Consider the following 17,036-nt stretch of genomic DNA (forward strand, 5'->3'; position numbering starts at 1 on the left):
TTTATTTTAAAAAATATCATGTGACTTGTACTATTTTCACGAAACAAGATACTTTGTCGTATATTTTATTTAACGCATGATTTAAAAAGAAAAACAATGAAAGAATTTAAAAATAGCAACCAAGGTTTAGTAAATACCACATTGACTGTTGGAGAAGAAGAAATTAGCGCGCCTATTTTAATTTTAAAAGAGGAGACAGACAATAATGAGGAGTACAGCGCTGGTTATTTACAAAGACCCAAGGTTTTATTTTTTGATGTAAATGAAACGTTGCTGGATCTTAATAGCATGAAAAAAAGTATTGGCGCAGCGCTAGGAGGTCATCCTGAATTGATGTCCTTGTGGTTCACTACAATGCTTCAGTATTCATTGGTTGCAACAGTAGCAAATCAATATCATGATTTTGGAACAATTGGAGCCGCTGCACTTATAATGGTTGCCCACAAAAATGGAATTGATATAACGGATAAACAAGCTAAAGATGCTGTTGCTCCAATTTTATCATTGCCTGCACATCCAGAAGTGAAAGAAGCTCTCTTACTTTTAAAAAGAGAAGGTTTTAAATTAGTTGCCTTCACTAACTCATCCAATAAAGCGGTCGAAACGCAACTTAAATATGCAGGGATTCATGATCTATTTGACGATGTGTTAAGTATAGAAGATGTAGGTAAATTCAAGCCTCATGCAGATACTTATAATTGGGCTGCCAAAAAAATGGGATTAAAATCGAATGAATGTATGTTGATAGCTGCACACGGTTGGGATGTTGCCGGTGCAAATTGGGCAGGTTGGCAAACGGCTTTTGTCAGCCGTCCTGGACAGCAATTGTTTCCTCTTGCAAATTTACCTGAAATTAATAAAGAGAATATTTTATTAGTTGCTCAGAAGCTAATTTCAATACCTTTTCAGCAGTTGTAATCATTGAAAATTAAAGAACCGATTGCGCAATTCAAACATTGATTGGCATTTATCTGAGAACGAAATTTTAGAAAAGCGTTTGGCTTGGGCCAAAAATTCCATAAAAGACATCAAGCGAATTGAAGCACGCTATTTTGAGGAGCATTAAAACGTTGTTTCACTCTCTAGTTGTATGTCTTTTATATTGTTCGGATTCATTTTATAGCGGTATACGCCGTTATTCCCAATGGCAAATAAGGTATTGTCGCGTACAATTAAATCAAAACAATTTTTGTCAATGGCATGCACTAAAACAGGTTCAGCAGGATTTTGAATGTTGAATATTTTGATAACATCATCACAAACCAGTAAATAATCAGCGGTGTAAAAACTGATTCCTTTAGGCTGCATGAGTGTTCTGCTGTGAATTAATTTTGGATTAGTTAAATCTTTGGTGTCATAAACTTGTAAAACGTTAATGTTGTTGCCACAAGTGGTGTTCGAGTTCAATGTCACGTAGGAGTGCGTACTATTGGCAATTACAGGATCACAAGCGGTAAAGTGTTGCACACTGGACAACTTTGTTGGGTTTTCAGGATTGGTGATTGAATAGATAAACATTCCGTTTCTAGATCCAATGAATAAATTATCTCCGTATGAAAATAAGGTTTCAATGTTAAAACCGATAGGAATCTCATTGACTTTTACGGGCTTTTCGGAATTGATTAGCGAGAATACATTCAACTTCATCTGGTCTACGCCGTATAAATAATTGCCTTTTATGGCAAAAACAGCAAGTGAACCGCCTTGCCCTATGTCGCCGTTTTGTGCGTTGTCACTGTCTGAACAACCCATTATAAATACTAGTAATACGAAGGATATAATTTTTTTCATGTGTTACTTGATTAAAGTCCAATCGATTATTATTTCATTTTCTTTAGTGTAGCCATATAAACCGTTTGGAGCTTGCTTTTGCGGAAACACATTTTTGTTTCTGTTGGTAACTGTGAAAATTTTTGTGGTAGGATTGAAAGTGGCAGTGACTAAATCGACTGCTTGATTGATGTACACTGTATTTCCTTTGATGGCTAAGTCAGTTGCCCCCGGGGCTTTTATAAAATGGAGTCGGATTGGTTTTTTAGGATCTGTGTAATCATAAACATGAAAACCTTTATTGACATCATTGATAAACATTAAATCGTCCTTGATATAAATTTTTCCCGATTTAATAATGGGTTGTGCGTTTTGAAAAGCAATGGAGGTTTCCAGGGCGCTGCGGGCAATAATCACCGGTTTGTATTCTTGACGCACAAAGTCACCGTTATCTGTAGTTGGCCAGCAGGAAATGAATAGAAATGAAACCAGCAGGAGAAGTACTATTTTTTTCATTTAGAAATGTTTTTATAAAGATATCCAAAACCGCTTTTGGTTGCGTGCAGCGTGCATTAAATTTATGTAAAAAAGTTTTAGTGTTAGCAAGCGTAATTCTTTAATTTTAATTTGTAGAAAATTCGGTGCTTTCAAATCCGCTATTTTGTGTAATTATTTCCACGAGTTTTTCCAAATCAATACTAGCAATGTTATGGATTTCGAATATTTTGTCGCTTCCGGATTTCTGAATGATTTTTAAATTAGTAGTGTCTAATTCTAATTTTGCGACATTTCTAAATGTTATAGACTTACTGATTAATCTATTTATTTTGATGTTCATTCCCCGTTTACTCCATTCAACATAATTTTTGTACCAAAACATTTTACTGTAGTAGGCTGCTTGGATAAAAAAACCAATGGAAGCCAAAATTTTATACGTTCTTTTATATTCAAATTCAATAATTTCAAAACTCCCCATAAGAATAAGAACCAATGAGATTAACATTAAAAGTGATGTCCAGTTTTTAAATGTTAAGTGATTGAAGTGTATTTTTTTCATTTTTATCGCTTGTTATTAATGTTCCAGTATTTCAGCAGGTTTATGAAAGTCAGCCACTTTATGACGTTTTAATGCACTATCAAGTTCTGAAAATTTCGCAAAGTCAGAGAGATTTGCGCAGCATTTATGAAAAATTTATGTGTTTTCAGGGATACTTTGCGGAGCTGGTATTTTTGTTTATTTTGTATAACCTTTAATATAGATATACTCAATTTTATTTTCGCCATTATTAAAGAAAGTAACATCATTTATATTTTCAATATCGTTCCATTTTATAGATATAGTGTTTTCAAAACTTGGTACTGTTGACGACAATCCTAATAATGTTATGTTTTCTGAATTGAAGTCAAAATTTGAGATATTATTAATTGTTATCCAGTCTGATTTACCATCAATAAATACAATTTCAAATTTATTTTTTTGATAGAACTTTTTTTCACAAGGAATATCTTTACAAGGTGTGTTGCTGGGAGAAATTTTTTCACTATTTTCGGCTTTTCCAAGTATTTTTTCAATCTCACTTTCAGTCTTCCCAATAATTGTTTTTACATCAATTATATTTTTATTAGAGTCATTTTCATTTTCCGTTTTTGAATTTCCACAAGAAACTAAGAAGAGGGCAGAGATAAATAATGTAATTATGTTTTTCATTTTTAAAGTTTAAAGTTATTTTTATGTTTTGTGAGGTAATTAGATTTAAAATTGAGAATGGAAGATATCATTTATCAAGATATCAGGATGGAAAGTCAAAAGAACAATATCGCCCAGTAACAAGAGTCTATTTTAGTTTGGATTGTTTTGGTTTTAAATGATTTTCAACCACCACGTCACCTTGATCATCTGGATAAACTAACTGAGTAAATTCAAATTGTAATTCATTTCTACGGTCTTTTAAGCGTTGAAATTCAAGTCCACCAAAGTAAATTTCTAAATCTTGGTTTTCTGCTTTTAGTTTTTCGATTAATTCTCTAACAGTTATTTTCATTATTTATAAAATTTATTATTATGTGGTTATTTTTTAAGAACATTTCCAAAATAGAAAAAGTACAATAATTATTGATATTACAACAATTTTACTATGCGTTTGTTGATCATTTGACTTGTCACTGTTACACCAATGACACACTTTTCCACTAAATGGAGTTTCTTTTCCGCAGTTACTACATCTCATTTTTTTGAATGTTTAATTGTTTAAAACGTTATTTTTTAGGCATCAGTTTGGTTGAGCTGATGCTTAACTTGTATATGGGCCTGATAAAATACGACGTATCACCCCAAAATTGAAAAGATAGCATTGATAGATATCAGACTTTATTGATTTTCAAATGTATAAATTTAATCGCTGAAAAATCCTATAAATAGGAATTAGTAATTAATTATTCTCAAAGATATATTCTTTGATTATAGGATCATTACGGGAAACCGTAAACGGAGTTATTTATCACAAAATCCCTAGCCCCGACAGCAGTGGAAATCCTTGTGGGGCTTTCGTTTAGCCCCACAAGATTGAAACGTATGGCGGGAATAGCTCCAAAAAAAATTCCCCAACTACTTTCGTAATTGGGGAATGTAATAATAAGGAATTGAAACGGTTATTAGTTAACGATAACCCATTGTCCTGAAGCGATTAAGCTTTCGGCTTTTTTGTATTTCATTTCTTGTATTTGTCCGTTAGCCACGTTTTGAATCGTAACATTATCATTACGATTGATTTTTGGCATATCTCTCACGATAGTTTCGGTAACTTGTCGTTGTTGGGTTTGCTTCGCCTGTTCGCTTGCGCTCGAGCCTCCCGCTTCACGATTAGCACTTTCACTATTTGGAATTTCGTCTTTACTTAATTGATACTCTTCTTGTTGACGAACTTCTTTCGCTTCTTGAATTTGTTGGTTCTCTTGAGCCGGTAAATCACCTTTGAACAAGAATGAAATCACTTCTTTATTTACATTGTCAATCATGGCTCTAAACAAATTGAAAGCTTCCAGTTTGTAAATAAGTAACGGATCTTTTTGTTCGTGAACCGCAAGTTGAACGGATTGTTTCAACTCATCCATTTTACGCAAGTGTTTCTTCCAAGCTTCATCTACAATAGATAAAGTGATATTTTTTTCGAAATCAGCAACAAGTTGAGCTCCCTCAGTTTCGTAGGCTTTTTTCAAATCAGTAACCACATTCAACGATTTTATTCCATCCGTAAAAGGAACTACAATACGCTCAAACTGGTTGTTTTTATCTTCGTAAACGCTTTTTATAATAGGGAATGCTTCTCTGGCGCTTCTCTCTGTTTTCTCCGTGTAATATTCCAGCGTTGCTTTGTATATTTTCCCGGTTAATTCCATTTCACTCAGTTTACTGAATTCACTTTCAGTAACTGGCGATGTGATTGAGAAATAACGAATTAATTCGAATTCAAAGTTTTTGAAATTATTAGATACTTTGTTTTGGTCCACAATCAATTCGCAAGTGTCATACAGCATGTTTGCAATATCTAATTTCAAACGCTCTCCAAACAATGCATGACGACGACGTTTGTAAACCACTTCACGTTGTGCGTTCATAACGTCATCATATTCTAATAAACGTTTACGAACACCAAAGTTGTTTTCTTCTACTTTTTTCTGAGCGCGTTCGATCGATTTAGTCATCATAGAATGCTGAATCACTTCACCTTCCTGTAATCCCATTCTGTCCATAACTTTAGCCACTCTTTCAGAACCAAACAAACGCATTAGGTTGTCTTCAAGAGATACATAAAACTGAGAACTTCCCGGATCACCTTGACGTCCTGCACGACCACGCAACTGACGGTCAACACGACGCGAATCATGACGTTCCGTACCTACAATGGCTAATCCACCAGCAGCTTTTACTTCGGCAGATAATTTAATATCGGTACCACGACCAGCCATGTTGGTTGCAATAGTTACCACTCCAGGTTTTCCAGCTTCTTCAACAATTTGCGCTTCTTGTTTGTGCATTTTTGCATTCAAGACATTGTGTGCAACGCCTCTCATTTTCAACATTCGGCTTAACAATTCTGAAATTTCTACAGAAGTTGTACCAATAAGAACTGGTCTTCCTGCTTTAGATAACTCCGTTACGTCTTCGATAACGGCATTGAATTTTTCTCGAGTCGTTTTATAAATAAAATCCTCTTTGTCTTTTCTTGCCATTCCTCTGTTAGTAGGAATTTCTACGACGTCTAGTTTATATATTTGCCATAACTCACCCGCTTCAGTTACTGCAGTTCCAGTCATTCCTCCCAGTTTATTGTACATTCTGAAATAATTCTGTAACGTAACGGTTGCAAATGTTTGAGTTGCAGCTTCGATTTTTACATTTTCTTTGGCTTCAATCGCTTGGTGTAATCCGTCAGAATAACGACGACCATCCATAATACGACCTGTTTGCTCATCAACAATCATGATTTTATTATCCATGATTACATATTCTACATCTTTTTCGAATAAAGCGTAGGCTTTCAAAAGTTGTGTCAAAGTATGAATACGCTCACTTTTTACACCGAAATCTTGAAACAATTGTTCTTTTTCTTCAGCTTCAGTGTCTTTATCTAATTTTTTCTTTTCGATAGCGGCAATTTCAGTTCCAATGTCCGGAAGTACAAAAAAGTCAGCATCAGTATCTCCAGAAAGGTATTTAATTCCGTTATCTGTCAATTCAACCTGATTGTTTTTTTCTTCAATAACAAAATACAATGCCTCATCAATCTTGTGCATTTCTCTTTTGTTATCCTGCATGTACTGATTTTCGGTTTTTTGAAGCAATTGTTTAATTCCTTCTTCACTCAAAAATTTAATCAATGCTTTGTTTTTTGGCAATGCTCTGTAAGCTCTTAACAATTGGAATCCACCTTCTTTAGTATTTCCGGCTGCAATTATTTTTTTTGCTTCAGATAAGAAACCGTTAGCCAATTGTCTTTGTATGCTAACTAAGTTTTCAATTTTTGGTTTCAATTCATTAAACTCATGACGATCTCCTTGCGGAACCGGTCCTGAAATAATCAATGGTGTTCTGGCATCATCAATTAAAACTGAATCGACCTCATCGACAATCGCATAATTGTGTTTTCTTTGCACTAAATCTTCTGGCGAGTGTGCCATATTATCTCTCAAATAGTCAAAACCAAATTCATTATTAGTTCCGTAAGTGATATCAGCATCGTAGGCTTTTTTTCTTCCTTCTGAACTTGGTTGGTAATTGTCAATACATTCAACAGTCATACCGTGAAATTCAAATAATGGAGCTTTCCAAGTACTATCTCTTTTTGCCAAATAATCATTCACAGTTACCAGATGCACACCATTTCCGGTCAATGCATTTAAGTAAAGCGGTAAGGTTGCTACCAATGTTTTTCCTTCACCTGTTTGCATTTCAGCTACTTTTCCTTCATGCAAAACCATTCCGCCAATTAATTGTACGTCATAGTGAATCATGTCCCAAGTAATTTCTTTACCTGCAGCACTCCATGAATTTGCCCAAATTGCATTGTCACCATCTAAGGCAATATAGGTTTTAGTAGCAGAAAGTTCACGGTCTTTTGCAGTTGCAGTTACAACAATTTCTGTATTGTCTTTGAAACGTCTTGCTGTTTCTTTTACAACGGCAAAAGCTTCCGGAAGAATTTCCATCAACGTTTTTTCAGAAATATCGTAAGCTTCTTTTTCAAGTGCATCAATAGCAACATAAATATCTTCTCTTTTGTCAATGTCTTCAATGCTTTCAACTTCAAGTTTCAATGCAGCGATTTTAGCATCTTTTTCAGCGCGTGCCTGTTTGATTCTATCTTTGAAAAAAGCAGTGCGTCCTCTAAGATCATCATTAGATAATGCCATCAGAGGAGTTTCAAAAGCTTTAATTTTGCTAAGATACGGTTGTAAAGCTTTGACATCTTTTTGGGATTTATCCCCAACAAAGACTTTAATAATACTATTTATAAAACTCATAATATGTTTTTATTTCTGTTTGTGTAATTCTGTAAATTTAAACAAAAAAAAAGCCTCTTTTGAGACTTTTTCTTGGTTTACTTTTTAATATTCATCCTCATTCCAAAGATAATCTTCGTCAGTAGGATAATCTGGCCAAATTTCTTCCATTGATTCATATATCTCGCCTTCGTCCTCTATAGATTGAAGGTTTTCTACTACTTCTAATGGAGCTCCTGCTCTAATAGCGTAGTCAATAAGTTCGTCTTTGTTAGCAGGCCACGGTGCATCGCTTAAATAAGATGCTAATTCTAATGTCCAATACATGTGATGTCGATTTAGTTTTGTGCAAAAATAAATTTTTTACTGAAAAAGACAAGTAAAAAATGATTTATTTTTAGTTAAAGTTAAGAACGTTTTGTTGATTGCTGATTTTTGATTTCAGATTAACGATTTTTGATTTAAAAAAATGATTTTAAATACATCTGAAATAAAAAAACGTTACTCTTTAATCTGAAATCCTAATTCCTCGGAATCCATTGAACTTCGGCAGCGTTCAAATCATGAGACAACTTCCGTGCCAACACAAAAAGGTAGTCAGAAAGTCGGTTTAAGTACTTGATTGCGATTTCAGCAACGGGTTCATTATGGCTTAAATGAACTGCTAAACGCTCTGCTCTGCGACAAACACAACGTGCAATATGACAATATGACACTGTAGTATGTCCGCCCGGAAGTACAAAATGAGTCATTGGTGGCAATGCTTCTTCCATAGCGTCAATTTCATTTTCTAATAATTCAATATCAGATTCTATAATTTCCAGATTTTTCAAACGAAGTTCTCCGTTTTTCATCACTTCTTTTTCAGGTGGTGTTGCTAAAATAGCACCAACAGTAAACAGACGATCCTGAATTTCGATAAGGATTTCTTTGTAATGACTGTTCATTTCCTGATCGCGAATCAGACCAATATGAGAATTCAATTCGTCAACAGTTCCGTAGCTTTCAATTCGGGCGTGATCTTTTGGGACTCTGGTTCCCCCAAAAAGTGCTGTGGTTCCTTTGTCTCCTGTCTTTGTATATACTTTCATTCTTATTGCAAGTTTTAGATTTTGGTCGTTTGAAAACTAGGGCAAACGCTTTTAAAACTTTGAAAAAATAGTTTTTTTTAACCATTAAGAAATTAAGTTCATAAAGTCTTAATTTTCTTAATTTCTTAATGGTTTAAATTTTTTTAAGTCTAAAGTTTAAAAGTGTTTACCTTGATTTGAAAACAAAATTACTGTATTAATTTCACAATTGCGTTAACAAAGCGTTCCAGTGCGTTTTCACTGAGATTGAAATATAAATCAGGCTCAATGCATTCAATTTCCATTAAATAGAGTTCGTTCTCAATTAGGATTCCGTCTACTCTGGCATACAGTAAATTCTCTGGGAAGGTATCAGCAATTTTTTGCGCTTTATCAATTAGTTCCTGACTAGGTTGAACCAAATTGTATTTTCCTCCAAAAAGGGATTGTACTCTAAAATCGCCGTCAACGGGTTTCTTATTGACTGCGTGAGAGAATTTTTTATTGAAAAAGATAAAAGAGGTTTCTCCCAATGTTTGAATTTCGGGCATGAATTCCTGTAAAAGCAACTCTTTCTCTGCGGCAATACTTTTATATTTTTCGCTTATTGCTTGAATTTCGGAAATATCAAAAACTTCGGTGAGATAGGATCCTGCTGAAAATGCGGGTTTTATAACCGCTTTTTTCCAATGCGAAGGAATCAGTTCTGCAAGATTAAGGGTGTCTGTTTTGTCAATAAAAACAGTAGGCAAAATTGTGATTCCTTGCTGTTCCATGTCACGCAAGTAAAACTTATGAATGTTTTGCTTAATTACTTCAATAGGGTTAAGTGTTTTGATTCCTAGTTTTTCTATTTGGTCGAGCCAAATTTTAAACTCGGTTTCTTTTTCGAAATAATCCCAAGTATTTCGAAAAATTAAATAATCAAAATCAGTCCAATTGATTGTTTCGTCGCTCCAGATAGCGGCGCTGGCTTCTATATTATGTTTAGCTAATGCTGGAATTATTTTTTGGTCTTCGGGATTTAGGTCGGGAAGCTTTTCGCAGGTTAGTATGGCGATTTTCATTTTTTGATAGGTGTTATTTGGAGTTTTAAACGCAATCGTAATTTTGATTTCCTAGCCCGGATAAAAGCGATATCCTCTTTCTTGTCATTCACACGAAGGAAGAATGACAAGGAAGAGATACAAGCGGATAGCCGGAAGCAGCTCCTTAAAAAAACTATTTAGAGGTATCGCTTTCTATGAGTCCGTCACGCAAACGAATTACGCGATTGGCGTAAGCGGCAATTTCTTCTTCGTGTGTTACCAGAATTACTGTGTTTCCATTAGCGTGGATGTCTCCAAAAAGTTTCATGATTTCTAATGATGTTTTACTGTCCAGATTTCCGGTTGGTTCATCGGCAAGAATGATGGACGGTTTGTTGACTAAAGCACGGGCAATTGCTACACGCTGGCGTTGTCCACCCGAAAGTTGGTTGGGTTGATGGTCCATTCTGTCCGCAAGATTTACTTGTTCCAAAACTTCGCTAGCTCGCGCTTTTCTTTCCGATTTTGAAAATCCGGCATAAATCATGGGTAGAGCAACGTTATCTAATGCGGTGGTTCTGGGTAAAAGGTTGAAAGTCTGGAAAACAAATCCTATTTCTTTATTTCGAATTTCGGCTAATTCATCGTCTTTCATCTGGCTGACATCTTTTCCGTTGAGGATGTAACTCCCGGAAGTAGGCGTGTCTAAACATCCTAATAAATTCATTAAAGTTGATTTTCCAGATCCTGAAGGTCCCATTAATGCTACATATTCGCCTTTATTTATTTCTAAATCAATGCCTTTAAGAACATAAACGATTTCATTTCCAAGTACAAAATCTCGTTTGATATTGGTTATTTTTATTAGCGGGTTTGCCATTAGAATATATGATTTTTAACCTTCGACCGAGCGTAGGGTGCTATTAAATTAGATTTTAAAAGTACAAAAGACTTTTGAATTATTGATAAGTAGTTGTTTTTTAAAATTTGTTACATTTTGAGCTTCAATTTTAAATAAGAACTAACTTTTTTAAAATCAATCCATTGCGATTTTTGCTAATTTCTTTTAAAAGACAATTTTTAATACATAGAATCAGCCATAATTATTTATACTATTTCAAGGTTAGTTTATATAATTCACACTTTATTTCTTTTTATTTCATAATTATATGTAATATTTGTAATATTTTTGGATTATAATTACGAATCGAATAATGTTACTTAGATTTACATAAATAATATTAATCAAATCAAGTAGTTATGAAAAGTACAAAAATGGTGTTAGGAATAGCGGTAATCGCTTTAGGATTTACTTCATGTAAAGATGAAAAAGCTCAACAAGCAGAAAAAACGGTAGATACATATGTAATGTATGTTGATTCATTAGGAAATGTTGCTTCAGAGGATGCTAAAGCAAACTGGCAAGGAATTGAAGCTACGTATCAATTAAGAAGTGGAGATGCTCAAGCAGCTTTAGCTAATATGAAAGATAACGCTGAAGCGCAAGAACGTCTTGATGCAGCAACTGCTAAATATGAAGCCTTGAAAGCTAAATATGAAGCTGAAATACAAGAGAATACTCAAGTTGCTGTAGCTGCTAACCCAAAACAACAACTAAGAAATGCTTTGTTTGGTGAAGGAAAAATAGGGGATGACATGAGTTTTACTTGGGTAAACAAAGATAATATCCTTGGAGTTTATCAACAATTTGTAAGTACAGTTGATACCAATAAAGATGCTTACTCTCGTGAAGACTGGGATGAAATTAAATTGATGTATGAAGCACTTGACAGCAGAAAAAATACTGTTGAAAAAGAAGGACTTTCAGGTGATGATAACAGAAAAATTGCTAGTTTAAAATTGAAATTTGCACCAATGTACACTGTGAACAGAATGGGAGCAAAATCAGGAGAAATGAAAAAAGCTAAAGAATAAGGAATAATTAATTCAATGTTAGAAATGACAGTCAGGGATGGCTGTCATTTTTTTTTAGATACGAATCACAAAATGCTCTTTGGGTTGTTCTTTTCTAAAAAACACCAATCCCCATTGAAACGTATCAATAGTTACAGTCACTTTTGGATGTTTTTTTATGATTTCCCAAGCTTCTTCCATTTCTGGTGACCAATGAATATCATCGAATATCCAAACGGTTTCGTTGGTAATCGTAGGAAGTAATAAATCGAAATAGTCTAAAGTCGCTTTCTTGGAGTGATTGCCGTCGAAATAGATAAGTTTAAAGTCGAAAGTCGAAAGTCGAATGTCACTTAAATAATTACTAAATTCTGTTACAATTGGATTTACATTATCAAAAGGGAACAATTGTAATTGACTTTTTGCAATTGCCATTGTATTAGGACAACCTTCTAAAGTGATTATTTTTGCTTTCAAATTCCCTAAAGAAAGCGCAGAAGTTGCCAATCCTAACGATGTTCCGATTTCTAAAATACTTTGAGGCTGAAAATAATGGGTGATTCTAAATAATAATTCGGCTCGCTTCGAAGAAATTCCTGCTGTTTTAGCAATCTTAGAAATAACTCTTGTATTCGATTTGAAAACTTTCGAACCCGCACCAAAATCAGTTACTTCAATCGTATTGTTATTTGCTAAAAGCGAGTTTCGGTACTTTCTTAAAATAGCATATTCCGGTTTTGATTTTTTATCATAAAAACATTTTGTCAACAAACTAAATACAAATGGGGAATGTACTGCATGCTCATTTTTTGAGTGCCAAAGGAATTGTAAATACGATTTTATTTGAAACAGCATAGTGATAGTTGCAAGGTAGGCGCGAAGATACAAAAAAGTCATAAGGTGTGAGAAGTGAATCGTGAATGGCTTAGTGCCCAAATTATTCCTATTCACCACTCACTAATCACTTTAAAACCTATCTTTGCGCCCTTGGAATTTGCACAAGAATAATATCCATTTTTTACGATGATGATTGAACAAATAGAACATAAAAGTGCCATAAGCTCGGAAGAAATTGACCGATGCATCGCTATTTTGGCACAATTGAATACTGATACCGACCAAATATTTGATATCCCAAAAGAACAACGAACGGCTTTAATCAAAGCGGCAGGAATGTTTTCCAGACCCGACCGTGACGAATTTTCCCGTAGAAAGAAAGACGGCAAAGTGGCTGCCAAACGCAAAATGGAAAAACGCGATCGAACTGCCCGTAAGGAAACCGGAATTCGTCACGCTCGTGAAGCGAGTGTTTTTATGGCTCCAAAATTATTGGCTTCACATGATCTTGCCCACAAAGAGCAATTAGAACTGGAAACTCCACGAAATTGTTACGTTTGCAAAACGGAATTTACTAAAATGCACCACTTTTACGATACGATGTGTACCGATTGTGGTGATTTTAATTATGCCAAACGTTTTCAAACTGCTGACGTAAACGGACAAGTTGCCGTTATTACAGGTTCTCGTCTAAAAATTGGGTATCACATTACGTTGATGTTGTTGCGTGGTGGAGCAACCGTTATTGCAACGACTCGTTTTCCGGTGGATTCCGCTTTGCGTTTCTCTAAGGAAGCTGATTTTATGGATTGGGGACATCGTTTGAAAATTCATGGGTTGGATTTACGACACATTCCGAGTGTGGAGATTTTTTGCAACTTTATTGAGCAAAAATACGAGCGATTGGATATTCTAATCAATAATGCAGCGCAAACCGTGAGACGTCCTGCCGGATTCTATACGCATTTAATGGAAAACGAAGAGCGTTCTATCGCTTCTTTGCCCAAACAAGCGCAAGAATTATTATTGGATCATACCAATTGTTTGGATGAATTAAAAGTATTGACATCTGGAGCTTCTCCAAATCAAAATATGCCGGTGACTTGGCATGGACCAGAGCCTGGGATTGGGTTGCGGGCTTCCGCCAAATTATCCCAGATTCCGTATTCGTTTGATAATGCGCTCGTGGCAAACGAAGTTTTTCCGGAAGGAGAACTCGATGCCGATTTGCAACAAGTCGATTTGAGAAAAACCAACAGCTGGCGTTTGCGATTGGGACAAATAGAAACCACGGAGATGATAGAAGTGCAGTTAGTGAATTCCGTAGCACCTTTTGTATTGTGTAACCGCCTTTCGGAAGTGATGAAGAAAGACAACACCGGAAAAAAACATATCATCAATGTGTCGGCAATGGAAGGAAAGTTTCATCGTTTTTTCAAGGAAGACCGCCATCCGCATACCAATATGGCCAAAGCCGCTTTGAATATGCTGACGCACACTTCTTCGGGAACTTTGGCAAAAGACGGCATTTTTATGAATGCGGTCGACACCGGTTGGGTAACCGACGAAGATCCGGCAGAATTAGCCAAAAGAAAACAGGAAGAAGAGGATTTTCAGCCGCCATTAGACATTGTGGATGGAGCAGCGCGAGTTATGGATCCGTTGTTTGACGGTATCAATACAGGAAAGCATTGGTGCGGTAAGTTTTTGAAAGATTATAATCCGATTCCTTGGTAAATCTACTTAACCAACAAAGGGGGAATTAGAAAAAGAATACAGAATAAAATAACCACAGCAAAATCTTCTAATTCTACTGTGGTTTTTTTGAAGGTGAATTTTTGTGATTTTTAGTGTAAAACAATATAATCAGTGCTGCATGAAAATTCATAAAATTAAGATTAGCAAAAGAGATTTTGAATCATTTATTTAGTATTTTTGTGTAAGAGGCATAGTTTGAAGACTGTTATGGTACAATTTTATGTTTTTTTTCGGATAACTTAAGTATAGAATTCAATACGTATGTAATTTTTGTTTAACCATATTTTAATAATAGATAAATATGCAAATTCAGTATCAAGGGAATCAAAACGGAATCCCAACAAAATTCACGATAAAAATTATTGGAAATAATAAATCAAAAACAAGCTCCAATTACCAAATAGCGTTATTAGTAGGGGACAAGCAATTGCCAACTTTTAAGACTTTTATTCATAAAAGTTTGTTGAATTGTTTGAAAGAAATTTACTTGTTCCGTAAACACAACGGTATCAAATTTGAAGCTGCTACAGAAAAAGTAGCTCCAAAATTTACACTTTACGATTCGATTTTATACAACTATCATAAGAAAGTGCTATTTACATCTTAAAAGGATTAAATAAGGATTTACTTTTAAATAAAAAGCCACAACAGAATTAGTTTCTATTGTGGCTTTTTTATTTCAAGGCAAATTGATATGGTCGAAAAGGTAGATTAAATAAAATTTCTAATTCTATTCTGCCTTTATACTAATTTAGTTTTTATCCTTCTATTTTCGCAGAAAGCTCAAACCATCTTTCTTCTTTCTCTTCAATTTTATTGATAATGTTTCTCAATTCGTTCGCTTTCTTTTCAATGTCAGCCTCAGCAATTTTCCCGTCTGAGAATAATTGCTCAATAGCTATTTTCTGAAGTTCTAAATCCTTGATTTCTCTCTCGATTTTCTGGAATTCTTTTTGCTCGTTGAACGTCAGGTTTCCAGTTGGATTGTTTTGTTTCCAGTCTTTCTTTTCGGCTTTGTTTTCCTCTTTTTGAGCTACATCACTACTGTCTTCGTACGCTCTAAAATCAGAATAGTTTCCAGGGAAATCCTCCACCACACCATCACCTCTAAAAATGAATAAGTGATCCACAATTTTATCCATGAAATACCTGTCGTGAGAAACCACTAAAAGACAACCAGGATAATCCAAAAGGAAGCTTTCTAAAACATTTAGCGTAACGATATCCAAATCATTCGTAGGCTCATCCAGTATCAAGAAATTCGGATTCTGAATCAAAACCGTACACAAGTACAAACGTTTTAATTCTCCACCGCTCAATCGGTCCACAAAATCATATTGTTTTTTAGCATCAAACAAGAAACGCTCTAACAATTGTGAAGCCGAAATTAATTTCCCTTTCATCAACGGAATGAATTCTCCGTATTCCTTAATCACATCAATCACACGCTGACCCGGTTTTGGGTTTATTCCACTTTGCGTGTAGTAACCTACTTTTATGGTTTCACCAATCACTACTTTTCCACTATCAAGCGGTAAAGTTCCGGTCAATAAATTCAAGAAAGTCGATTTTCCAGTTCCATTTTTTCCAATGATTCCAATGCGTTCGCCACGTTGAAAATCAAAACTGAAATTATCCATTATGACGTGATCCTTGAATTTTTTTGAAATCTTGTGAAGCTCGATAATCTTGCTTCCCATGCGTTCCATATTAATCTCAAGCTCTACTTTATTTTCGCGACGGCGACTTTGTGCTTTTTCCTTGATTTCATAAAAATCATCCTGACGCGATTTCGATTTAGTCGTTCTCGCTTTTGGCTGACGGCGCATCCATTCCAGTTCTTTCACAAAAAGATTCTGCGCTTTATCTACACTCGAATTCTCTGAGGCAATACGTTCTTCTTTTTTCTCTAAATAATAGGAGTAATTTCCTTTGTATTGGTATAATTTTCCGTTGTCTAATTCGATGATTTCGTTGCAAACACGCTCCAAGAAGAAACGGTCGTGTGTCACCATAAACAACGTAATATTTTCTTTAGCAAAATAGCTTTCCAGCCATTCAATCATCTCTAAATCCAAGTGATTCGTTGGTTCATCCAAAATCAATAAGTCAGGACGATTAATCAAAATGATAGCCAGTGACAATCTTTTTTTCTGTCCACCTGAAAGATTTTTTACTTTCAATTTGAAATTTTCCAATTTCAGTTTGAACAAAATTTGCTTGTACTGCGTTTCAAAATCCCATGCATTGTGCTGATCCATTCCGTCAAAAGCTTTTTGGTAGGCTTCTTCATCTTCGGGATTTTCTAATGCTTTTTCATACGCTTCAATCACTTTTAAAGTCTCATTATCTGAAGCGAAAATGCTTTCCTCAATCGTCAATTCCTCCTGCAAGTTGTTATTTTGCGAAAGAAACGCCATTTTTATGCCTTTTCTTAAGACTACTTGACCAGTATCAGATTCTTCTAAACCATTAATGATACTCATAATGGTTGTTTTTCCAGAACCGTTCTTGGCTATGAAGGCAATTTTTTGATCTTTATTAATTCCGAACGAAATGTCTTTAAACAACGTACGTTCACCAAAAGATTTCGAGATATTTTCTACAGAAAGGTAATTCACAAGGCTAAATTTTTTGCAAAAGTAAGCTATTAAATACC

16 protein-coding genes and 1 pseudogene are annotated in these 17,036 nt (G+C 34.9%); 5 read left to right on the forward strand and 12 right to left on the reverse strand.

The genetic code is table 11. The features are described from left to right. Positions 1-96 precede the first annotated feature (96 nt). Positions 97-918, forward strand: coding sequence for a haloacid dehalogenase type II (locus tag ACNQF6_RS05275; RefSeq protein WP_417963913.1), 822 nt, complete (start codon positions 97-99; stop codon positions 916-918). Positions 919-928: 10 nt separating this feature from the next. After that, positions 929-1,066 (forward strand): annotated as a pseudogene (locus ACNQF6_RS05280) (TrmH family RNA methyltransferase); the annotation flags it as partial. Here ACNQF6_RS05280 and ACNQF6_RS05285 read toward each other — a convergent pair. The 10 genes from ACNQF6_RS05285 to ACNQF6_RS05330 all read right to left on the reverse strand — a co-directional run bounded on the left by ACNQF6_RS05285 (position 1,063) and on the right by ACNQF6_RS05330 (position 10,748). Further along, a complete protein-coding gene (locus tag ACNQF6_RS05285) occupies positions 1,063-1,791 on the reverse strand; it encodes an LVIVD repeat-containing protein (protein WP_417963915.1) in 729 nt (242 codons plus the stop codon). The pseudogene ACNQF6_RS05280 and the gene ACNQF6_RS05285 sit on opposite strands and share 4 nt — an antisense overlap. 3 nt (positions 1,792-1,794) lie before the next feature. Further along, on the reverse strand, positions 1,795-2,286 hold the full coding sequence (locus ACNQF6_RS05290) for a hypothetical protein (RefSeq protein ID WP_417963917.1): 492 nt from the start codon (positions 2,284-2,286) through the stop codon (positions 1,795-1,797). Positions 2,287-2,392: 106 nt separating this feature from the next. Continuing rightward, on the reverse strand, positions 2,393-2,827 hold the full coding sequence (locus ACNQF6_RS05295) for a hypothetical protein (protein WP_417963918.1): 435 nt from the start codon (positions 2,825-2,827) through the stop codon (positions 2,393-2,395). A 177-nt stretch (positions 2,828-3,004) separates the two neighbouring features. Next, on the reverse strand, positions 3,005-3,478 hold the full coding sequence (locus tag ACNQF6_RS05300) for a hypothetical protein (protein ID WP_417963920.1): 474 nt from the start codon (positions 3,476-3,478) through the stop codon (positions 3,005-3,007). A 127-nt stretch (positions 3,479-3,605) separates the two neighbouring features. Continuing rightward, complete coding sequence (locus ACNQF6_RS05305) at positions 3,606-3,812, reverse strand: hypothetical protein (RefSeq protein WP_417963922.1); 207 nt, start codon at positions 3,810-3,812, stop codon at positions 3,606-3,608. Between the two features lie 610 nt (positions 3,813-4,422). Continuing rightward, the gene (gene secA / locus ACNQF6_RS05310; protein WP_417963924.1) at positions 4,423-7,791 is read right to left on the reverse strand and encodes a preprotein translocase subunit SecA; all 3,369 of its coding nucleotides are present in this window, start codon (positions 7,789-7,791) and stop codon (positions 4,423-4,425) included. 84 nt (positions 7,792-7,875) lie between these two features. Next, the gene (locus ACNQF6_RS05315) at positions 7,876-8,097 is read right to left on the reverse strand and encodes a DUF2795 domain-containing protein (protein WP_007138072.1); all 222 of its coding nucleotides are present in this window, start codon (positions 8,095-8,097) and stop codon (positions 7,876-7,878) included. A 194-nt stretch (positions 8,098-8,291) separates the two neighbouring features. Next, positions 8,292-8,861 (reverse strand): cob(I)yrinic acid a,c-diamide adenosyltransferase, encoded by a 570-nt coding sequence (locus ACNQF6_RS05320; protein WP_417963926.1) that lies wholly within the window; start codon positions 8,859-8,861, stop codon positions 8,292-8,294. A gap of 188 nt (positions 8,862-9,049) precedes the next feature. Continuing rightward, positions 9,050-9,907, reverse strand: a complete 858-nt coding sequence (locus tag ACNQF6_RS05325) for an ATP-grasp domain-containing protein (protein WP_417963927.1) — start codon at positions 9,905-9,907, stop codon at positions 9,050-9,052. Positions 9,908-10,061: 154 nt separating this feature from the next. Beyond that, complete coding sequence (locus ACNQF6_RS05330) at positions 10,062-10,748, reverse strand: ABC transporter ATP-binding protein (protein ID WP_417963929.1); 687 nt, start codon at positions 10,746-10,748, stop codon at positions 10,062-10,064. Between the two features lie 380 nt (positions 10,749-11,128). Between ACNQF6_RS05330 and ACNQF6_RS05335 the strand changes: the two genes are divergently transcribed. Next, a complete protein-coding gene (locus ACNQF6_RS05335; RefSeq protein ID WP_417963931.1) occupies positions 11,129-11,803 on the forward strand; it encodes a hypothetical protein in 675 nt (224 codons plus the stop codon). A 54-nt stretch (positions 11,804-11,857) separates the two neighbouring features. Here ACNQF6_RS05335 and ACNQF6_RS05340 read toward each other — a convergent pair whose 3' ends face one another. After that, positions 11,858-12,637: an O-methyltransferase gene (locus ACNQF6_RS05340; RefSeq protein WP_417964485.1), complete on the reverse strand. Its 780-nt coding sequence runs from the start codon at positions 12,635-12,637 to the stop codon at positions 11,858-11,860. Positions 12,638-12,805: 168 nt separating this feature from the next. On the opposite strand from ACNQF6_RS05340, the gene ACNQF6_RS05345 reads away from it, so the two are divergent. After that, on the forward strand, positions 12,806-14,356 hold the full coding sequence (locus ACNQF6_RS05345) for an SDR family NAD(P)-dependent oxidoreductase (protein ID WP_417963933.1): 1,551 nt from the start codon (positions 12,806-12,808) through the stop codon (positions 14,354-14,356). A gap of 322 nt (positions 14,357-14,678) precedes the next feature. Then, positions 14,679-14,984: a hypothetical protein gene (locus tag ACNQF6_RS05350; protein WP_417963935.1), complete on the forward strand. Its 306-nt coding sequence runs from the start codon at positions 14,679-14,681 to the stop codon at positions 14,982-14,984. Between the two features lie 151 nt (positions 14,985-15,135). On the opposite strand, the gene ACNQF6_RS05355 is transcribed toward ACNQF6_RS05350, so the two are convergent. Further along, a complete protein-coding gene (locus ACNQF6_RS05355) occupies positions 15,136-16,998 on the reverse strand; it encodes an ABC-F family ATP-binding cassette domain-containing protein (protein WP_417963937.1) in 1,863 nt (620 codons plus the stop codon). Positions 16,999-17,036: the final 38 nt, after the last annotated feature.

This window comes from Flavobacterium pasteuri, assembly GCF_048286615.1.
GTDB lineage: Bacteria > Bacteroidota > Bacteroidia > Flavobacteriales > Flavobacteriaceae > Flavobacterium.